This window comes from Clostridium sp. LBM24168 (assembly GCF_052953915.1).
This window is the reverse complement of sequence record NZ_CP196861.1, coordinates 1,579,300-1,598,719: the sequence shown is the minus strand read 5'-3', so window position 1 is coordinate 1,598,719 and position 19,420 is coordinate 1,579,300. Positions and strand designations below refer to the sequence as shown.

The 19,420-nt window shown below is 30.1% G+C and carries 23 protein-coding genes, 1 pseudogene, 3 riboswitches and 1 other annotated feature; of the genes and pseudogenes, 20 read left to right on the top strand and 4 right to left on the bottom strand.

Features of this window, described 5'->3' with window-relative positions:
• Positions 1 to 100: 100 nt before the first annotated feature.
• From ACSVC9_RS07905 to ACSVC9_RS07875, 7 genes are all read left to right on the top strand, one after another.
• Positions 101 to 1,516, top strand: a complete 1,416-nt coding sequence (locus ACSVC9_RS07905; RefSeq protein WP_446896951.1) for an amino acid permease — start codon at positions 101 to 103, stop codon at positions 1,514 to 1,516.
• Positions 1,470 to 2,267, top strand: a complete 798-nt coding sequence (locus ACSVC9_RS07900) for an MBL fold metallo-hydrolase (RefSeq protein WP_446896950.1) — start codon at positions 1,470 to 1,472, stop codon at positions 2,265 to 2,267. Before ACSVC9_RS07905 ends, ACSVC9_RS07900 begins: the two co-directional genes overlap by 47 nt.
• A gap of 44 nt (positions 2,268 to 2,311) precedes the next feature.
• Positions 2,312 to 2,518: a DUF1657 domain-containing protein gene (locus ACSVC9_RS07895; protein ID WP_446899826.1), complete on the top strand. Its 207-nt coding sequence runs from the start codon at positions 2,312 to 2,314 to the stop codon at positions 2,516 to 2,518.
• Between the two features lie 15 nt (positions 2,519 to 2,533).
• On the top strand, positions 2,534 to 3,394 hold the full coding sequence (locus tag ACSVC9_RS07890) for a DUF421 domain-containing protein (protein WP_446896949.1): 861 nt from the start codon (positions 2,534 to 2,536) through the stop codon (positions 3,392 to 3,394).
• Between the two features lie 44 nt (positions 3,395 to 3,438).
• Positions 3,439 to 3,639: a DUF1657 domain-containing protein gene (locus tag ACSVC9_RS07885; RefSeq protein ID WP_446896948.1), complete on the top strand. Its 201-nt coding sequence runs from the start codon at positions 3,439 to 3,441 to the stop codon at positions 3,637 to 3,639.
• A gap of 174 nt (positions 3,640 to 3,813) precedes the next feature.
• Positions 3,814 to 4,239, top strand: coding sequence for a flavodoxin (locus tag ACSVC9_RS07880; protein ID WP_446896947.1), 426 nt, complete (start codon positions 3,814 to 3,816; stop codon positions 4,237 to 4,239).
• A gap of 151 nt (positions 4,240 to 4,390) precedes the next feature.
• The gene (locus tag ACSVC9_RS07875) at positions 4,391 to 4,597 is read left to right on the top strand and encodes a hypothetical protein (RefSeq protein WP_446896946.1); all 207 of its coding nucleotides are present in this window, start codon (positions 4,391 to 4,393) and stop codon (positions 4,595 to 4,597) included.
• Between the two features lie 75 nt (positions 4,598 to 4,672).
• Here ACSVC9_RS07875 and ACSVC9_RS07870 read toward each other — a convergent pair whose 3' ends face one another.
• Positions 4,673 to 4,996: a rhodanese-like domain-containing protein gene (locus ACSVC9_RS07870; RefSeq protein ID WP_446896945.1), complete on the bottom strand. Its 324-nt coding sequence runs from the start codon at positions 4,994 to 4,996 to the stop codon at positions 4,673 to 4,675.
• A 149-nt stretch (positions 4,997 to 5,145) separates the two neighbouring features.
• Here ACSVC9_RS07870 and ACSVC9_RS07865 point away from each other — a divergent pair, with 149 nt between their 5' ends.
• The 5 genes from ACSVC9_RS07865 (at position 5,146) to ACSVC9_RS07845 (ending at position 10,281) form a co-directional block, all read left to right on the top strand.
• The gene (locus ACSVC9_RS07865; protein ID WP_446896944.1) at positions 5,146 to 6,033 is read left to right on the top strand and encodes a cation diffusion facilitator family transporter; all 888 of its coding nucleotides are present in this window, start codon (positions 5,146 to 5,148) and stop codon (positions 6,031 to 6,033) included.
• Between the two features lie 147 nt (positions 6,034 to 6,180).
• Positions 6,181 to 6,912 carry an ABC transporter ATP-binding protein gene (locus ACSVC9_RS07860; protein ID WP_446896943.1) on the top strand — a complete coding sequence of 244 codons (732 nt, stop codon included), beginning with the start codon at positions 6,181 to 6,183 and terminating at the stop codon, positions 6,910 to 6,912.
• Positions 6,905 to 8,074, top strand: a complete 1,170-nt coding sequence (locus ACSVC9_RS07855) for an ABC transporter permease subunit (protein WP_446896942.1) — start codon at positions 6,905 to 6,907, stop codon at positions 8,072 to 8,074. Before ACSVC9_RS07860 ends, ACSVC9_RS07855 begins: the two co-directional genes overlap by 8 nt.
• Before the next feature lie 161 nt (positions 8,075 to 8,235).
• Positions 8,236 to 8,973 carry a LytR/AlgR family response regulator transcription factor gene (locus ACSVC9_RS07850; RefSeq protein WP_446896941.1) on the top strand — a complete coding sequence of 246 codons (738 nt, stop codon included), beginning with the start codon at positions 8,236 to 8,238 and terminating at the stop codon, positions 8,971 to 8,973.
• Positions 8,974 to 9,018: 45 nt separating this feature from the next.
• Positions 9,019 to 10,281: a sensor histidine kinase gene (locus tag ACSVC9_RS07845; protein ID WP_446896940.1), complete on the top strand. Its 1,263-nt coding sequence runs from the start codon at positions 9,019 to 9,021 to the stop codon at positions 10,279 to 10,281.
• On the opposite strand, the gene ACSVC9_RS07840 is transcribed toward ACSVC9_RS07845, so the two are convergent.
• Together ACSVC9_RS07840 and ACSVC9_RS07835 are read right to left on the bottom strand one after the other, a co-directional pair.
• Entirely contained in the window at positions 10,273 to 10,407 is a 135-nt protein-coding gene (locus ACSVC9_RS07840) for an AgrD family cyclic lactone autoinducer peptide (RefSeq protein ID WP_446896939.1), read from the bottom strand. The two genes, ACSVC9_RS07845 and ACSVC9_RS07840, sit on opposite strands and share 9 nt — an antisense overlap.
• Before the next feature lie 2 nt (positions 10,408 to 10,409).
• A complete protein-coding gene (locus ACSVC9_RS07835; protein WP_446899771.1) occupies positions 10,410 to 10,979 on the bottom strand; it encodes an accessory gene regulator B family protein in 570 nt (189 codons plus the stop codon).
• A gap of 217 nt (positions 10,980 to 11,196) precedes the next feature.
• On the opposite strand from ACSVC9_RS07835, the gene ACSVC9_RS07830 reads away from it, so the two are divergent.
• The 5 genes from ACSVC9_RS07830 to ACSVC9_RS07810 all read left to right on the top strand — a co-directional run bounded on the left by ACSVC9_RS07830 (position 11,197) and on the right by ACSVC9_RS07810 (position 14,580).
• Positions 11,197 to 11,886, top strand: coding sequence for a DUF3298 domain-containing protein (locus tag ACSVC9_RS07830; RefSeq protein WP_446899770.1), 690 nt, complete (start codon positions 11,197 to 11,199; stop codon positions 11,884 to 11,886).
• 81 nt (positions 11,887 to 11,967) lie between these two features.
• Positions 11,968 to 12,205 (top strand) — a binding site (T-box leader).
• Positions 12,206 to 12,255: 50 nt separating this feature from the next.
• Positions 12,256 to 12,363: riboswitch (SAM riboswitch) on the top strand.
• A gap of 52 nt (positions 12,364 to 12,415) precedes the next feature.
• On the top strand, positions 12,416 to 12,604 hold the full coding sequence (locus ACSVC9_RS07825; protein WP_446899769.1) for a YezD family protein: 189 nt from the start codon (positions 12,416 to 12,418) through the stop codon (positions 12,602 to 12,604).
• Positions 12,605 to 12,774: 170 nt separating this feature from the next.
• A riboswitch (SAM riboswitch) is annotated at positions 12,775 to 12,884 on the top strand.
• 132 nt (positions 12,885 to 13,016) lie between these two features.
• Positions 13,017 to 13,223, top strand: a complete 207-nt coding sequence (locus ACSVC9_RS07820; RefSeq protein WP_446899768.1) for a hypothetical protein — start codon at positions 13,017 to 13,019, stop codon at positions 13,221 to 13,223.
• A 143-nt stretch (positions 13,224 to 13,366) separates the two neighbouring features.
• Positions 13,367 to 14,344: an ROK family transcriptional regulator gene (locus tag ACSVC9_RS07815; protein WP_446899767.1), complete on the top strand. Its 978-nt coding sequence runs from the start codon at positions 13,367 to 13,369 to the stop codon at positions 14,342 to 14,344.
• Positions 14,345 to 14,412: 68 nt separating this feature from the next.
• Positions 14,413 to 14,580, top strand: a complete 168-nt coding sequence (locus ACSVC9_RS07810) for a DUF2292 domain-containing protein (protein ID WP_446899766.1) — start codon at positions 14,413 to 14,415, stop codon at positions 14,578 to 14,580.
• 105 nt (positions 14,581 to 14,685) lie between these two features.
• Here ACSVC9_RS07810 and ACSVC9_RS07805 read toward each other — a convergent pair.
• Positions 14,686 to 15,960, bottom strand: a pseudogene (locus tag ACSVC9_RS07805) (L-cysteine desulfidase family protein).
• 207 nt (positions 15,961 to 16,167) lie between these two features.
• A riboswitch (SAM riboswitch) is annotated at positions 16,168 to 16,275 on the top strand.
• A gap of 220 nt (positions 16,276 to 16,495) precedes the next feature.
• On the opposite strand from ACSVC9_RS07805, the gene metK reads away from it, so the two are divergent.
• The 3 genes from metK to ACSVC9_RS07790 all read left to right on the top strand — a co-directional run bounded on the left by metK (position 16,496) and on the right by ACSVC9_RS07790 (position 19,385).
• Positions 16,496 to 17,698, top strand: coding sequence for a methionine adenosyltransferase (gene metK, locus ACSVC9_RS07800; protein ID WP_446899765.1), 1,203 nt, complete (start codon positions 16,496 to 16,498; stop codon positions 17,696 to 17,698).
• Between the two features lie 180 nt (positions 17,699 to 17,878).
• The gene (locus tag ACSVC9_RS07795) at positions 17,879 to 18,289 is read left to right on the top strand and encodes a hypothetical protein (protein ID WP_446899764.1); all 411 of its coding nucleotides are present in this window, start codon (positions 17,879 to 17,881) and stop codon (positions 18,287 to 18,289) included.
• A 28-nt stretch (positions 18,290 to 18,317) separates the two neighbouring features.
• Positions 18,318 to 19,385 carry an iron-containing alcohol dehydrogenase gene (locus tag ACSVC9_RS07790; protein ID WP_446899763.1) on the top strand — a complete coding sequence of 356 codons (1,068 nt, stop codon included), beginning with the start codon at positions 18,318 to 18,320 and terminating at the stop codon, positions 19,383 to 19,385.
• Positions 19,386 to 19,420: the final 35 nt, after the last annotated feature.

The window sequence follows — 19,420 nt, the reverse complement described above, 5'->3', positions numbered from 1 at the left end:
TTGCATTAAATATCAGGTTTAATATAATAATTTAAAGAATTTATTTTTTGTAGTTTACACATACTACTTTTAAAAGTACATTAATTTGAGGTGGTATGAGATGGAGAATAAACGCAGGGGATTATCAGTATGGCAACTTGTAATGATGTCATTGGGGACTATAATCGGAGGTTCTTTTTTTATTGGATCCTCTGTGGCCATACGTACTGCTGGACCTGCAATTGTAGTATCCTATGTATTAGGCGGGATTTTAGTATATTTTATTCTTTCTGCACTTTCTGAAATGATAAGAGATGATCCGTCGTCAGGATCATTTAGAAATTTTGCTGCAAAAGCCTTTGGAACTGGTACTGGATTTGTTCTAGGATGGGTTTACTGGACAGGAATGATTCTTGCCATGTCAAGTGAAGTTGCGGCACTTTTCATTATATTTCATAGCTGGATAGCATATGTACCGATTATTTTATTTGGAACTGTAACGATTTTTGGAATTACACTTCTTAATTTATTGGGAGCCGATAAATTTAGTAAATTTGAGAGTGGATTGGTTGCTTTTAAATTATTTGCAATATTGTCTTTTATAATTATTGGAATATTCTTGATTTTAAGGTTAACATGGAATAACCCATCGGTAGCAGGACTAGGGATATTAAAGAGTGAATCAATTTTACCTAATAGAGTAAAGGGGATTGCAGGAAGTATGCTTACAGTAATGTTTGCTTATTCGGGATTTGAAATAATAGGTCTGGCATATTCAGAGACGGAGAATCCAAAAAAAACAATACCAAAGGCAGCCTTATATACAGTTCTCACTATAGTTGGGCTATATGTAATTTCAATTGTAGTAATTATACAATTGATTCCAACAGGGGTGCTCAATGAGAATATAAGTCCGATGGTTTCTGCCCTTGACAGATGGGGTGTGAATTGGGCCGGAGATATTATAAGTTTAGTAATGTTCACTGCTATGCTTTCAACTATGCTGGCAGGTTTATTTGGACTTGGAAGAATGATTCGATCTCTTGCAGATGAAGGATATACTCCAGAAATACTGAAAGATAGAAAAAATGTTCCTTATAGAGGAATAATTTTTTCAGGGTTATCAATGTTTATTGGACTTATAATTGGACTTCTGTTTCCAAAAGTTTATCTGTTTTTATTGAGTTCCGGAGGCTTTGCACTTATGTTTACATATGCAGTTATAGTTGCTTCACAAATCCGCCTTAGAAAAAAGAATAAGAAAAGATACACATATTCTTCCTGGTTTACATTAATATCACTTATTATAATTATTTGCAGTATGCCGTTTGTACAGGGACAATTTGCGGGACTTATAGCAGGTTTTATAATTATAGCATCGTATTCATTGATATATATGGCAATGAGATATTATGAAGGTATAAAAAAGTTAAGACATCAAAATGTAAAGAATAATAATGTTGGATTGTTCACAGAATTTTCTGAGGAACTTGGAAAAGATAATAAAAATCACAGAAAAGATACTGGTAAAAAGTAAAAATAATTCAATTGGAGTGATAGAATTGCTTAGTTTTCTGGGGAGAGGATCTGCATTCAATATAAAAGAAGGAAACAACAGTGCATATTTAAAATTGTCCATAAAGTATAAAGAAGATACTTTGTTTTTAATGGATTGTGGTGAAAATATATTTGAACGGATTGTTAGAAATAGATTACTTGATGATAAGGAAGAAACTGGTATATTGATTACCCATTTACATTCAGATCATGTTGGAAGCCTTAGTAGTCTAATATACTATTGTTATTATATTAAACATATAGTTCCAAATGTATATTTCCCTAATAAAGATCTATATGTATTTTTAAAAAATCAAGGGAACACAGATAAAAAGGACTACAATTTTCACCTATTGGACATAGATACAGATAATTTTGTTGGTATAGGGGATATAAAAATTGTGAAACCGATAGAAGTAAAGCATGTAAAGGAAATTAGCTGTTTTGGATATTTAATCAATATAAGAGGAAAACTTATATGGTACAGCGGTGATTGTAGTAGTATTCCGAGTGCTATCGATTATTCAAATATATATATATTTTATCAAGATACATGTTTGGCTGATTATGACGGCAATGTACACATGTCATTAGAATCTTTGTGCAAATCCGTTCCAGAAAAAATAAGGAGTAAAATTTACTGTATGCATATTGATTGCCGTGAATTGATTGAGAAGGCTGAAAAAGAAAAATTTAATGTCGTTTCAATAGAAAATAATATTTTTATATAATTTGGGTAATAATAATTTCAGGAGTATGTTAGGAGTTGATGGTGATGACAGTGGGTTCGGAGGTAAAGCAGACATTAGCCAATTTAAGAGGAATCGAAAGTACGCTGAGAATTTATTCCCTCCAAAGTAGAAACACAGAAGAGATAAGTGTCTATAAAGAAGCTCTTAAAACCACGGAATCAGTTACTAAAAATATAGAAAGCAGATTAAAAGCAATACAGCTTGAAGAGCCTCAATACAAAAAAAAATAGGGGTGACAAAAGATTATGCAGGATTTAGGTATATTAGTTTTAAGAGTTGCAATTTTATTTTTTTTGACTTTTGCATTTGTTAAATTGATTGGAAAAGGGAATCTATCAGGGTTATCACCTTTTAAATTAGTAAGCTATATTGTAATTTCTATTATTGTGGTGTTTCTTTCACTTGGCTTGATATCAAATATGTTTGCAGGATTTATTGTATTGGGAATATGGATAGCCCTTTCAGTATTTATGGATTATTTATCACTAAAAGTTAAGTGGATATATGATTTGATAAATGGAAAAGAGACTATATTGATAAAAGATGGAAAAGTCATGGAAGAAAATTTAAAAAAAGTAAAATATACTGGTATGGACTTACTGAGAGAATTGAGATCAAAAAATATTTTTAACTTATCAGATGTTGAATTTGCGGTGATGGAATCAAGTGGAGATATAAATGCATTGTTGAAATCAAATAGAAGGCCTGTTACTTCACAGAATTTACAGATAGAAGTTGCACCTCAATCTGAACCAGAAACGGTAATTTTGGATGGCAAAATACTTGATGGTGCTCTATCAAACAGGGGACTAAACCGTGAATGGCTTAAGGTACAACTATCAAATTTAGGGGTACTTCTTGATAATGTATTTATTGGACAGGTAGATTCTTCCGGGGATTTGTTTGTAGATATATTTGATGATTCAATAGAAGTCACTAAGCCTAAAGTCAAGGAATTACTTTATGCAAATATATCAAAAGTTCAAGCGGATTTATTTGCCTTTTCACTTCAAACTGAAAATCTTCAGGCTAAAAAGATGTATTCAAATAATGCAAATACAATAAAAAGAATGATGGATAAACTTGAACCGTATTTATTGAGATAGCTAAAATTTAATATTAGCATTTTACCTGAAGGGAGGTGAAAATAATGACAGTAGGGACACAGATGCAGCAAGCTATAGCTGGAGTTCAATCGGCAGCAGCATCAATGAAAACTTTTGCCTTGCAGACAGAAGATCAAACTGCAAAGAAAGATTTCCAACAGCTTGCTAAAACTTTTGAAGATGCGCTCCAAATCCTGAATGGAAGATTAAAATATATTCAAGAGCAGGAAGTTCAGTATAGGTAAGTAATAAAATAATTAAATGTATATATCTTTAACAAATACTATGTATATTAAAATTTAACATACATAGTATTTGTTAATAACATTTGTGATAATTTATTGACAGGATATGAATATATTGCTATTATATATATGAAAATGAAATTCATTATCATATATGAAAGGATGTAGGTATATATGGCAAATATAAATATAATTTATTGGAGTGGTACAGGAAATACAGAAAAAATGGCAAATTTAATCGGTAAAGGTGTAACTGAAAGTGGACATTTTGCAAAACTGGTAAATGTTTCGAAGGCATCTGAAGAAGATGTAAATACAGCAGATATACTGGTTTTGGGATCGCCTGCTATGGGAGATGAAGTTATAGAGGAATCGGAAATGGAACCCTTTGTAGATTCAATAATTGATAAAATCAAAGGTAAAAAAATTGCATTGTTTGGTTCTTATGGCTGGGGAGATGGGCAATGGATGAGAAGCTGGCAGGAAAAAATGGAAGATGCAGGGGCAAGCCTTGTTGATGATGGATTAATTATCAATGAGGCTCCAGAAGGTGAAGATGAAGCTAAATGCATAGAATTTGGGAAATCATTAATTAAATAGTTTATGTATTAGAAGTTCATACTCCATAAGGTAGTATGAACTTTTAAATTGCAATAATTTCGAGGTTTATGACTGTGGAAAATTTCTAATTATTATAGTATAATAATTATTATAAAATAATCAATTTAAATTAATGCAAGAGGGTGTTCATATGTCGAAAATTAAGGTGTGCAAGCATACTTTGAATTATAAGGATTTAGTTAAAACTCTAGAAGATAATGGAATCAAATTTAAAACTAAAGATTGTCTTCATAAATGTCCAAAATGTCATCATAAAGTTTTAATTAAAAAGGACGATAAGTATATATCTGCAAAAAATATCGAAAACTTAGTGAAAAAGTTACAGGCAAAAGAATAAGAATGAAGAATAAACTTGCTTTTGAACAATAGCAATACCGCATCCTAAAAATTGCGGATGCGGCTTATATAAAAACTATACTTCTAATTTATATTTCCAATTATAAATTCCACCAAAATTATAAATTTTCTTAAATCCCAATTTGTCTAGTATATCGCAAGCGTTGGAAGCTCTTATTCCACTCTTGCAATATACTACAATATTTGTATTGTGGTCTATATTCATCTTTTCAATAATATTTTCGAATTCTTGAAGTGGAATATTTTTGCTTCCCGGAATATGTCCTTTAGAATATTCTATGGGAGTTCTAACATCAATTAAGATAAAATTATATTTGTTGTCAAGTAATAATTTCTTCAGTTTGTGTCCTGATATTTTTTTAAAGGATGAACTATCCATTAATAATCACCTCCAATAAATTTAATATTTATAATTCCATATTATGATTTACAAGTTAGGATTGACGTACTCTTACATAATATATATTGAATAAATTCATATAATATAAATGTTATATGCAATGTCTTATCTTAAAGGAGCAATATATTATGAGTGAAGAATATAAAAATCTTAAAATTGCAGAGAAAGGAGCCCGTCTTAGTATTATTGCTTATATTTTTTTATCTGCATTTAAACTATCTATGGGATATTTTTTTAATTCAAAGGCACTTCTGGCAGATGGAATTAACAATTCTACAGATATAATTGCATCAATTGCCATATTTGTAGGGTTGAAAATATCAAGGAAGCCTGCAGATGAAGATCATGCGTATGGACATTTGAGAGCACAGACAGTATCATCTCTTGTTGCATCGATTATAATGGTAGCTGTGGGTATTGATGTTTTATATAATGCAGTTTATTCTACCATATATTTCAGAGAGAAGGCTCCTGATATGATGGCGTCTGCGGTTGCTTCGGCTTGTGCAATAATTATATATTTTGTGTACAGATATAATAGAAATATAGCACTTAAAATTAAAAGCTCTGCGTTAATGGCTGCGGCAAAAGACAATCTTTCAGATTCTTGGGTCAGTATTGGTGCAGCTATTGGAATTGTGGCTTCCCAATTTGGATTTTCATGGATAGATCCTTTAGTAGCGGCAATAGTTGGAATATTGATAGTTAAGACAGGTATTGAAATATTTAAGGAATCCGCTCATAGTTTAACGGATGGTTTTGATAGCAGGAAGCTGGATAATATAGTTGACAAAATAGAGAATACAGAAGGAGTAGATAATGTTAAGAATATAAAAGCAAGAATACACGGCAATAATATATTGCTTGATATAATTATAGGAGTAGATTCCAGATTGACTGTATCCGAGAGCCACAAAATAACCGAAAAAATAGAAGAGAAACTGCATGAAGAATGTGGTATAGAATATGTCATTATACACGTGGAGCCGGATTTTACAATTCCGGGAGAAATTTAATTTTGAATATTTTATAAACAGCAGGGTGAATTTTACTCTGCTGTTTCAATAAATAAATTTAAATAATTGAGATGAACTATGAATTAGAAGATCCTCTTTTATATGGTATAATAAATTACAGGTTATGTAAATAAGGAGGCTTATACAATGCTTGAAATAAAAGATGCTAGTAAAATATTTAAAGACGTAAAAGCTGTGGATAGACTATCCTTTTATGTAAATGAAGGAGAAATAGTAGGACTTCTTGGAGAAAATGGTGCAGGAAAAACTACAACTTTAAGAATGATTTCTACAATGTTGAAGCCCAGTGAAGGAATTATAAGAGTAAATGGGTATGATACAGTTAAAGATTCAGCTAAGGTTAGAGGAGAGATAGGTATCCTATTTGGAGGAGAAGTGGGAATATATGATAGACTATCTGCCAGGGAAAATATGCAGTATTTTGGCAGGCTCTATGGAATGAGTGAAGTAGAAATAAATAGGAGAATAGATGAACTTACAAGAGATCTCAAGATGAAAGACTATATAGATAGGAAAGCAGGAAAGTTTTCAAGAGGTATGAAGCAAAAAGTATCCATAGCACGTTCCATAATACACTCTCCGAAGGTAATGCTGTTTGATGAACCAAGCACGGGATTGGATGTTTCTGCTGCAAGGGTGATACATGAATTTATTTTAAAGTGTAAGACTGAAAATAAGATAATTCTACTGTCATCCCATTCAATGACAGAGGTTGAAAAACTTTGTGATAGAGTTGTAATAATACATAAGGGAATGCTTGTAGAAGAAGGTACTATTCATCAATTGAAGAAAAAATATAATAATGATGATCTTGAAGAGGTATTTATAAAATTGATAGGTGGTGGAGTCCATGAATAATTTCTGGGTGATTTTAAAGAAAGAACTTATAGATATATTCAGAGACAGGAAAACATTGATATTTACTATACTTTTACCAATTTTAATGTATCCTGCGATGTTCAAGATAATAGATTTTACTATGAGAAACACTGTTGACTCTGTTCAGAAAAGTATTACCATTGCTTGTAGAGGAGATAAAAATTCTTCAATTTACAAAGTGTTAAAGAATTTAAAAAATATAAAGATAGATGACAGTGGGAATGATGCTGAAAAATTAAATAAAGGTAAAATATCATTAATAGTCGATATACCAAAGGATTTTGATTCAAAAGTTGCATTAGAAGATAAGACTGATGTAAAAATAATATATGATGAGACCTCAAATAAATCTTCTATGGCGTCTTCCATGATCAAGGAGATTTTTAACAACTATAGCAAGTCAATAGTTGATGGAAGATTGCAGTCAAAGGGAATAAGCACTGGAGTATTAACTCCATTTGAAATAAAAGAAGAAACTCTGGGAAAACAGGATAATAATTCAATGGGGGTTCAGATACTGAATATTCTTCCTACAATATTGATTATATTTATGATAAGTCCTACTATTGGAATAGCGGCAGATCTTGTAGCAGGGGAAAAGGAAAGGGGCACTTTTGAACCTCTTTTATCAACCTCTACAGGAAGGATGTCTATATTTTGGGGAAAACTCATGGCAATTTCGTCAGTTGCTCTTATTACATTGGTGGTTACGCTGGCTTCAATGATAGGCTCAATGCTATATATATTTTCAGGTGGTGGTGGAATTAACATATCACCAGGTGCCTTTGCCGTTATTGGTATAATTTCTTTGTTTGTGTTAGTAGCACTAAGTTCCATAGAAATATCCATAAGTATATTTGCACGTTCCATGAAGGAGGCAAATACCTATCTTGGGGGGTTCATAATTCCTGTAATGATACTTACATATATACCATTTATGATGGATGCAAAGAGTATAGGATTCATATTCTTCAATATACCTATAGTAAATGCAGTTGTAGTTATGAAAGAGGCTATTGCAGGCATATTTAATACTGGACATATTGCAGCAGTATTGGGTTGGCATATTGTATATGTAATAGCAACAGTATTTCTGGCAAAATTTATGTTTTCCAAAGAAGAAGTTGTATTCAGATCTTGATATAGTGAGGAGCTGTCTATTAATGATGGCTCCTTTTTTTATAGCTACCATGAGTATAATAAATTGAAATTTACTGTTTAATTAGGTAGAATTAAGTTATAAATACTTGAAAAAGTTTGTTTAGCATAATTTGTCTATTACTTAACGTTGGGGGGGACATTATGGTAAATGTATTGGTTGTAGAGGATGAAAAGGTTGAAAGAGAGAATCTTGTTAGGATGATATATGAATCCGGTAAAAATATAAAGGTATGGGAAGCTGCAAGTAAGTATAGTGCACTTGATATATCAAGAAAAACGCCAATAGACTTTTTCTATATAGATATTGCTTTGAAAAATTCTTCTGGTATGGATCTTGCATTGGAATTAAGGTGTATAGAAAGATATAAACTTAGCTGGATAATTTTTGTGACTTCCAATGTAAATTATATGCTTGAGGCATTTAGGAAAACACATTGTTATGACTATATAGTTAAACCTTATGACAAGGATAGAGTAATTGAAATAACTAAATTACTTATTTCGGGAAGTTACGGGAGAATTGAGGACAAAAAAGTGGACAAGTATGTTTCCTTTAATCTATCTACAGATATAAGTGTGAGAATTAAGGTAAAAGATATAATATTTATTGCAGTAAACCTCAGATTAACGACAATATATACCAAAAGCAGAAATTACAAGCTTAGAAAGATGTCATTAAAAAAGGTACTCATTATGATAAATTGCAAAGATATAATTCAAACCCACAGAGCCTATGCAGTGAACATAAACTTTATAAATAGCATACAAAAGATTTCCAATAAGTCCTGGGAAATCAGCTTTAACTGCTGCAACTACAAGGCATTTTTGAGTTATAATTTTAAAGATGAAGTAATGAAAAAAGTGGGTATATATGTATGAACATGATATTTGACTATTTTACAGAAGACAGGGGAGATAAATACAATGGAAACATTGCATGAATTTATAAGTACTTTTTTTGAAGCTGTTGCTTTTATGATTTTATGGTCTAAATTTAACCTGAGAAAGAAATTAAATTTAAATATTGTTGTAAAGAATTTTATTATAATAGTATCGATATCATTAGTAGTAATAATTGCTAATAATATTATGGGTGCCTATTATAGTATAGTAGCTAATTATGTGTTTATGGTATTTATTATTTCGGTGTTTTATAAAAAAAGTATATTGAAAATTTCAGTAGAACTTTGTATGAATACAGTACTGATAATTATTATAGAACTATTAATAGGGTGTCTATTAAAAATATTACATTTTACTGATGATACTTTTTTGTTTAATTTAAGTATGAGTATAACCTTGTGCATATTTTGTGTTATAATATGTTATTTTCTACCAGATGATAAGCTTAAATTTATAGGAAAAATAAACTATATGGTGGTTAATTGTATTATAATAAATCTTGCTCTTTATATAATAATCTATAAGGTATTGTGGGAATATGATAGAAAATTACTTGTGAATAACTATATAATATTTGTATGTATACTTGTGGCTATATTTATATTGAATATATTTTTGTCCTATTATATTGTAAAAATAAATGAAAAAAACAAAATAATGGAAGTAAACAGCAGATATATACCTATAATCAAAAATATGACTGAAGAGATAAGGCGCAAACAGCATGAATTTAAAAATCATTTAAATGCTATAGGCGGGATGGTACAGGTTTCAGAAGGAGAAGAACTGAGGCAGAATTTATTGAAGTACATAAAATCTGTAAATTATTCAACGGAAGATATTGAAAAAATAGCTTATATAGACAATTTGATACTGAGGGCAATAATATACAGCAAATCCTGCGAGGCCGAAATACATGGAATTGAATTTAGCTACAATGTTTCAAATGAGCTGAATGGATGGAAGGTGGAGGATTATGAACTTTCCGAAATATTTACAAATATTTTAAACAATGCTTTTGAAGAAGTTATGGACAACAATGATAAATCTGTGATATTGAATATATACAAGAATGATGATAAAAATGCAATTGAGTTGAAGAATACCATAGAAAATATAGATGAAGACAATTTGAAAAAGGCATTTAGAAAGGGCTTCTCCACAAAGCAAGGTGAAAAAAGGGGATACGGTCTCTACAATACAAAAAAGATAGTTGAGTCTAAGGAAGGAAAGATTCAGCTATCTTTGGAAAATGATTTCATCTGCCTTATTATATTACTTTAAAAGGCTTTTAGGTGCTTTTGGTTCTCCTGCAAGAAAAAGTGAGTAAGAATTACTTACAAGAACTGCAAATGCAGCCAATAGAAATCCGAATTTTGTAACAACAAATTTTTTATTTAGTTTATTCATATTTATTCATCCTCTCTTTTCAAATATACTAACTGAGGCAGTTGAATTAATATTGTAAAGAAACCACAGTTGAGATAACTTTTATTTGAGATAAAAAACAGTAATACAATCATCCAGAATATCGTAGAACAAGTTGATATTATCTTAAAATACATAATTCGTTTTTTATTTTTTGTTGGTCTCGATTTGTTTTCACAAGGACTTCTTAGTAAAAATGTGGTTATGCTTACTAAAGCCAGGATATAATAAATTCCAATATTGAATACAGGAATTAAGGGACAAATTATTGAAGTAAAAAGAAAAAATACGGTTGTCCAAAATAAGCACATCAGTGTCGAGCTGCTGTGATATCCTCCTGAAAAAGTCCTTGTGGAAAATAGAATCATAAAGGAAAATAAAAAATAATTTAATTTTCCTAATATTGTAAATAATATAAACAATACTATCAACTTAAAGGTCTCATTTACCAGTACTTGTACTGAGTAATTTATTTTTTCTATATTGTCAGTATCTTTTATGTAACTGTTTTCTTTTATATATAATGTAATCTTATCTGCTAGAGCTTTTACCATATCAATCACCTAACTCAATTTACATACACTATAAAATAAAGAGATGTTTATGTAAATAGATTATGCATGAAAAGGAAAAAAACAGACATAAAAGGAAGAAATTTTTACAAAAATTTCTTTAAATGCTTTCTTATGTATTTCATAAAACTATGCACCTTAAGTGAATGAATATAATAATATAATTATATAAAATGAGTTTATAGGGAGAATAAAGGGAATGCTTTATTTTAGTTATCCAGATAATTTAGCGAGTTTATTTGACAATGAGGATCTTTGTTCAATATATAGTAGAAAAGATGAAAAAAATGAATCTGTAAATTTAGAAGAACAAAAGCTGATGCCTGATAAGTTCAGTATATCATATCCGATTATAGACAATATCAATAGTGAAGAAAACATATCAAAAATTAATGATGCAATTATAGATGAAGTTGGTAAACTTTTTAAAAGTCAGGTGCTTGTAGATGGGGTTACAGATTTTAATCAGGTGCTTGGAACTTATGAAGTAACTTTAAATCAAAAAAATATATTGAGTATATTATTTGCAATGTATACTTATGTAAACAGAGCTGCACACGGGTTTACAAAGTATTCATCTGTAACTGTTGATGAAAGAACAGGGCAGATATACAGTTTCAATGAATTGTTTAATACAAATATAGATTATGTAGCATTTCTAAATGAGATAGCATATCAGTATATAAAAGACAATAATATAACTTTAATTAATGATTATAATGGTATTACGCAGGATCAGCAATATTATTTAACTCCAGACAGTCTTGTTATTTACTATCAGATATATGAATACACACCTTATGTTTATGGATTGTTTAAAATAGAAATTCCGTATGAGAAAATTAAGGATATAATCAACCCTCTAGGGCCTATTGCTAGGTTTCTTTAAATGGATTAAAAAAATATTGACAAAATTATATTTACATGTATAATAATAAATATAATTTTTAATATTATATTTAAGAATTAATTAAAAACATTGAAAAAGGAAAGTAGTTTAAGTATGGGTTTCAAGAGAGGAAATTTGATGCTGTAAGATTTCTAAATCTATCTTAAATGAAGTGCCCTTTTGAGTTGTGTATTGAAATTACAGTAGACTACATCGGATTTGCCCGTTACAGCAATGAGGTATAATTAAGTACCTGAATAAAAGTGGGACTTATGGTCTAAAAAGAGTGGAACCGCGGAGTTTGAGCTTCGTCTCTGTATGGTATAGAGACGAGGATTTTTTTATTTTTTAAAAAATTTTATATAATTATTCTTATCTAGAGAGGTAGAGGGACTGGCCCGATGATGCCCGGCAACCTGAATATATGATTATATTTAACGGTGCTAATTCCAGCAGGTAAAACCTGAAAGATGAGAAATGGAAGAGATTTCAAACCTTCTTGCATTCATCTTGCAAGAAGGTTTTTTAAATGATATTTATAGAGGGAGTGATAACGGTGAATAAAAAGGACCTGCGTAATAATAGTAGTATCTCACAGGAAAATTTAGACAAACTACTATATATGCTGGAGACGATAAAGTATGGTTCTATAACTTTGGTTATTCAGGATGGAAAAGTTGTACAAATAGAGAAGAATGAAAAAGTCAGACTGGTATAATAATATTTTAAATCCTTTTTTATTATAAATAAACGATTCACCGATAAATGGAACAAATTATTATGGCCTAATAATTTATCTATATTTTTTAATTTTTAGTATTGACATCGTTAAGTATATAATGATATAGTATATACAATATATTGATAATATATGTACAAGTTAATATACTCTTATCAAGAGCGGTGGAGGGACTGGCCCTTTGAAGCCCGACAACCGGCATTTATATGTATCGGTGTCAATTCCTACAGAGTGAAGGTGGTATTCTGAGAGATAAGAAATTTAGTTGCTTTGCAACAGATGAATGTTAATAAAAGCTATTTTTCTTATTATAGAAAAATAGCTTTTTTATCATATTTTTTATGATAGTATAGCAGATTTTTTGAACAAAATGATAAATGGAGGAATTTTTATGAATGATATAGAGAATAGATTTTTTAATATAATCAATAACAACTTTTCACAACAAAATGAAAGAGAGGCTTTTGCTATTTGCCCAAGAGTATTTTATGATAAGTTAAGTTCTAGTGAAATTGATGCTATGATTCAGCTCTATAGAACAGCTTATGAAAAAGCAAAATTTCAAACAAAGAGTAAATTTGATATTTTTTATAACTAAATAGTGATAAATATTCTAATTTGATTGACTAGAAAAACTAGAGGTCAAGTTTTGATATCGGGAAGTAATTATTTCCTGTATTTATTAAAGCTTGATCTTTTTTACTATGATTAAAATACAATAGAATAAAAGGTATGATTGCTATGATAGATAATTACAAGTTATTTCAAGATTTGAAATCAGATGAAAAAGAAATATTTAATTTACTTCAGAAAAATGGAGCTATGAGTAAAAATAGAATTTTGCTTGAGACAAGAATGAAATTAACTACATTGAATCGTATTATGAATCCTCTTGAAAAAAAAGGTGTTATAGTTGAAAAATGTATAGGAGAATCTACCGGAGGTAGGCGTCCTGTATTGTATGATATAAACATATGTAGATTCTATATTATATGTATAGATATATCTGAAACCTATATACAAATTTCTATGGTGAATTTGAGAATGGAGATTATTTATAAAAAAATTTTTTATATTGAATCCGGCATTTTACCTGATGAGATGGTAAAAAAAATTCAAAATGAAATAAATCATATATATATTGAGCTAAGGCTTGATTTTATTGAACTTGTTGGAGTAGGACTCACGGTTGATACAATGGCATGGTTTGATGTACCTGCAAAAGAGATGCTGGAGGAAAAACTTGAATGTAATATAATTAGTGAAAACAGGGCAAATTCAGTTGTTGTTGCAGAATATTTGTATGGGTCCGGCAAGATGTTTAATAATTTGGCTTATTTTGATTGTGGATCAAGAATAAGAGAAGGTACAATTTTAGGAGGGAAAATTTTAAGAACAGCAGGTAATAATGAGTATATCTTTGAACAGGTTATTTATAAAAATAGCAATTGCGTTAATTTTAAGAATATATCTGAAAAGACAATTGTAAATGCTGCTGAAGCATTTGGATCAAATGTGGATTTATATGCAAATTTATTGAATCTGGAATGCATTATACTGGATGGATATTTGGCAAAGCTGGATCTATTTTATAATACCTGTATTAAATATGTTAATGGAAAGGTTGCTTTTAAGAGAGAAGGATATTTTAAGAGTAATGCTGTTTCCATAGGGGCTGCAGCTTTGGTAATTGAGAGATCCCTTGGAAATAAGTTATAGTTTTTCTGTAAATTTTATATGAAATAAAATATCTATTGAGTTTGTTATATAAATAGGGAGGTATTCTGATGAATAAAGAAATAATAAGCAATAATATTTCAAAGAGTATTTCAAAAGAAAACTTAAATATGATATTGTGTATGTTAAAAATAATAAAATATGGTTCAATAACCCTAGTTATCCAGGATGGAAGAGTAGTACAGGTGGAGAAAAATGAAAAAGTAAGATTGGTATGATAATCACTACTCTGTAAATTTCTACACTTTAATGTGCTAAAAATATAATTAGAAATAGATCTTTACAGGGTAGAAACATATCATTTCAAAATATCAAGGGTTATATTATTCAGTCATAATTTTAATGATTTCCTTGTCAGTTTCCTTCATTCCCTCCTTTGCGAGTTTTCCTACATTGCGTATAGTGGCTTCGACTCCTTTTTTTACAATCCCATCACCATCTCTGAACTGTTGTCCATTTTTGTACATATAATACCCCAATATTCCTGCATCTACTCCTGCTGCAATTTTAGCTGCACAAGATGCTTTAGCTCCATCGCAGACAATTCCAGAAACTATATATAGTGCATTGACAATTGTATGGGAAATTTCTTTGTAACCTCCATCATAAAGATAAGCAATGCCAGCGCCACTTCCTGTGCCTGCACTGATAGCACCGCAATATGCAGAAAGTCTCCCGATGCCAGTTTTCTGGTGTATTGTGACTAAATCTGAAACAATTAAAGCTCTATAGAGTTTTTCTTTTGATACTTTCAACTCATTAGCGTATTCAATAACAGGGAGTGAAGCTGCTATCCCCTGATTTCCGCTTCCAGAAATAATAATAACAGGTAATTCGCACCCATTCATTCTGGCATCTGAACCTGCAGCTGCTTTGGCCTTAGCTTTTATTTTAATATCAGAACCATATGTAGAAAGTAAAACACTTCCTATATTAGCACCATAATTATTTTTTAATCCTTCTTCTGAAATTTTTGAATTATAATCAATTTGTCTATGTATAATATCTTCTATATCCTTTATATCTACGGAATTTGCAAAATCAATAATGTCCTTTACATTCAATAATTTCTTGTCACTGAGACCATCATCCTTTGACACTTCTATTTTTTTGTGATAGAGTAAATTACCATTTTTCTCAATATAAATAATATTTGTATGGTAATTTACGATTCTTATTTTTACAAATGAATTTTTATAAAATAAATGCATTCCTATGTCAAATATAAATTCTGTTTCTGCAGGTTTAACTTCAATTGAATGTGTATTCATATAATCTTTAATTTTTTGTTTTTCTGTTTTTGTTACCTCTGAAATAACTTCTAGTTTTTTTTAGGAATTTCCTGCTATAATTCCTGCTGCTGTTGCAGCTTCTATGCCCTTTAATTGATTTGTATTGGGAACTATAACACTTTTAACATTTTTGATAATATTTCCGCTAACCTCTACAATAACTTTTTCAGGTATATATTCTAATACTTCTCTTGCCTTTGCCGCAGCATATGCAATTGCAATTGGTTCAGTGCATCCTGTGGCTGGTATAAGTTCTTCCTTTAAAATTTGTATATAATTTTTATATTTTAAACTACTTTTTTTCATATTGTCACTCCAAATCTACTTTTTATTATAATGCACAAATTCATATGTAGAATATATAAAAATAGTCTTTTATGAATAACATTATACAGGGTTTTAAGAAAAATAGCATTAAAATTTATAGTAATTTGCACGATTAAATTAAAATTTTATATTGACAAAGCATTTGAAATAATATATAGTATATATAACTTACAACTAAATAAGAACTTCTTATCAAGAGAGGCAGAGGGACTGGCCCTATGATGCCCGGCAACCTGAATATAGTTTTATATTTAACGGTGCCAATTCCAGCAGGTTAAACCTGAAAGATGAGAAACAAAAGGATATAACTTCCTGTGGTTTCTCCATAGGAAGTTTTTTAATTTGTATGATGGTAAGTTAAATATTTTAGTTGGCTGACTAGAGAAACTAGAGGTTAAATTAGGATTATCTGTAGAAATTCAATTCTGCAATAGATGAAATTTAACCTCTTTTAATTTGTTTAATAATACCGGAATAAAATCAATAATAGATGATAAAAAGGAGATTGATAAAAATGAGTAGATTATTCACATCGGAATCTGTTACAGAAGGGCATCCGGATAAAATATGCGATCAGATATCAGATGCAGTATTAGATGCAATTATTGAACAGGATAAGAATGGAAGGGTAGCTTGCGAGACAGTTGTAAATACAGGACTTGTGCTGTTGGTTGGAGAGATATCAACCAAGGCATATGTGGATATACCGAGAATAGTTAGGGAAACTATAAGTAATATAGGGTATAATCATTCAAGGTTTGGCTTTGATGCATCCAATTGTGCTGTAATAACGTCTATAGATGAACAGTCTCCAGATATTGCACTCGGTGTAGATGAATCATTGGAATCTAAAAAGGGCGAAAAAGACAATATAGAAAAAATTGGGGCTGGAGATCAGGGAATGGTTTTTGGATTTGCAACAAATGAAACTCCAGAGTATTTGCCACTTCCAATAGCGCTTGCACATAAACTTTCAAGAAAGCTGGCTGAAGTGAGAAAAAATGGAGTAATTCCATATCTCGGACCGGATGGAAAGACGCAGGTTACAGTAGAATATGAAGGAGATAAACCTTTGAGAGTGGATACCGTGCTTGTATCTTCACAACATGAAGAAAATGTGATACATGATGAAATTGAGAAAGACATAATAGATAAGGTAATTAAAGTAACAATACCTGAAGAGCTTATAGATGCAAATACAAAATATCTTGTAAATCCTACTGGAAGGTTTGTAAAGGGTGGACCTGAAGCTGATTCAGGCCTTACAGGCAGAAAGATAATAGTTGATACCTATGGTGGTTATGGAAGACATGGAGGTGGAGCATTTTCAGGAAAGGATCCAACAAAGGTAGACAGATCTGGTGCATATGCGGCAAGGTGGGTTGCGAAGAATCTTGTAGCAGCAGGGATAGCAAATAAAATTGAAGTAGAAATAGCTTATGCAATAGGTGTTGCAAAGCCTGTATCTATAAGTGTAGATACTTTTGGTACAGGTAAAATAGATGATGAAAAAATAGTAAAAATTATAAATGAACTGTTTGATTTAAGACCGGCTGCAATTATAAGAGATCTTGATTTAAGAAGACCTATATATAAAAATACTGCTGCTTATGGTCATTTTGGAAGAATAGATATAGATCTTCCCTGGGAAAAACTTGATAAAGTTGAGGAGATAAAAGCTATTTACAAAAATAAACAAAGTTTAGTTTTTAATTAGATCTAGTTCGGCTGACTAGAAAACTAGAGGTCAAGTTGAATTTATTATTGAGATGAATCATTTGTATAAAATCTTTTTAATAAATATAACTTGGCTTTTTTATTGTAAAGATGGGTTAGTATATTTTCTTATCGAGAGAAGCAGATTAATTTCTGAAAGATGAGGAAGGAGATATGAAAAATGAGTGCAATATTAAATGATGCAATGAAGTATATAGACCAGTCTCAAAAGGGGTATCTAGTTATGACAGATGAATTTAAAAAAATCTGCATTATAAAGATAGATGAATTTATAAGTAATTATGCGGATATATATTTTATTGTAGATAAAGATGTTAAAAAAATGAAAATTGGTTCTAAAGTCAATATTTACTTTAAAAATAATGTGCAGAAAAAGTGTAGTGTGTTCAAGAGTATACGTTTTTCGGGGAAATTGGATGAGATAGTATATTCTAATGAAAGTTATATGACATTAAAAGCTTTAATAAGTAAAAAAAGAGGCAGAAACTATAATGTATATAAATTGAAATTGGAATGTGTAAATCTATGCGATTATATCAAGCCATTACAAGAACTAAAAGAAATAATTTAGTACCAAAATTTGTGGGAGGGTGAATGAAATGATAAATATAGAAATACCGCAATCTTATGTAAGTGGAAAGAATATTCTAGATAAAAGCGGTAAGTATATTTCAACATTTGGAAAATATGCATTGATTATATGCGGAAAGTCTGCATGGAACAAGGCTGGAGAAAAAATACTTATGAGTTTTATAAGGGAAAGAGTAGAATATAAAATTGAAAAATATCAGGGATATTGTACATCTGATGCTGTAAAAAAATACTCAAAATTAGCTTATAAGCTGAAGGTTGATGTTGTACTTGGTGTAGGAGGAGGAAAAATACTTGATACGGCAAAGGCCGTAGGTGATAAAATAGGCCTTCCTGTAATTACTATTCCTACTGTTGCTACAAATTGTGCTGCTTCTTCTAATGTTTCTATAATATATGATGATATTGGAAGATATATTGAATATATGCCATTAAAAAATTTGCCAAAACTTATCTTGACTGACATAGATTTAATACTTGAATCACCAATACGATATTTAAACGCAGGCATAGGTTATACATTATCAGTTTTCGGGTATTATGGTTATATAAAACAATCAGAATCTTCAGTAAATATGCTAAAAAAATATATTAATGGGTTATACGGAGAATTAGATGAGGATATTAATGATGAACATTATAGAAAATTAATAGATTCTATTGTGGTGTTATCAGGAATGATTCAAAATTATAATATAAGGAAAAATCCAATTAAAATATATAATTATATAAGTGATAATCTAACGTATATTTCTGATACAAGGTATAATCTCCATGGTGAAAAAGCCAGTTTTGCACTTATTGTTCAGCTTGTTCTTGAGAATAGAAGTGAAGATGAAATATTTAAAGCTATTGGTCTACTCGATAAACTTGGATTGCCTATTACATTAAATCAACTTGGAATAAAATATGGCTCCAAAATTAAAATAGCAAATATGATGGATAATATTTGCTTTGAATGTCGTAAGGAGAGAAGCCTTATCAAAAAGGCAATAATTAAAACAGATGAAATGGGTAATGTATATTTAAGAAAAAAGAGTAGTGGTAATGATCAAATTTTAGATGCGATTGTTTAAAACAAAAATACTACCTATATAATAGGTAGTATTTT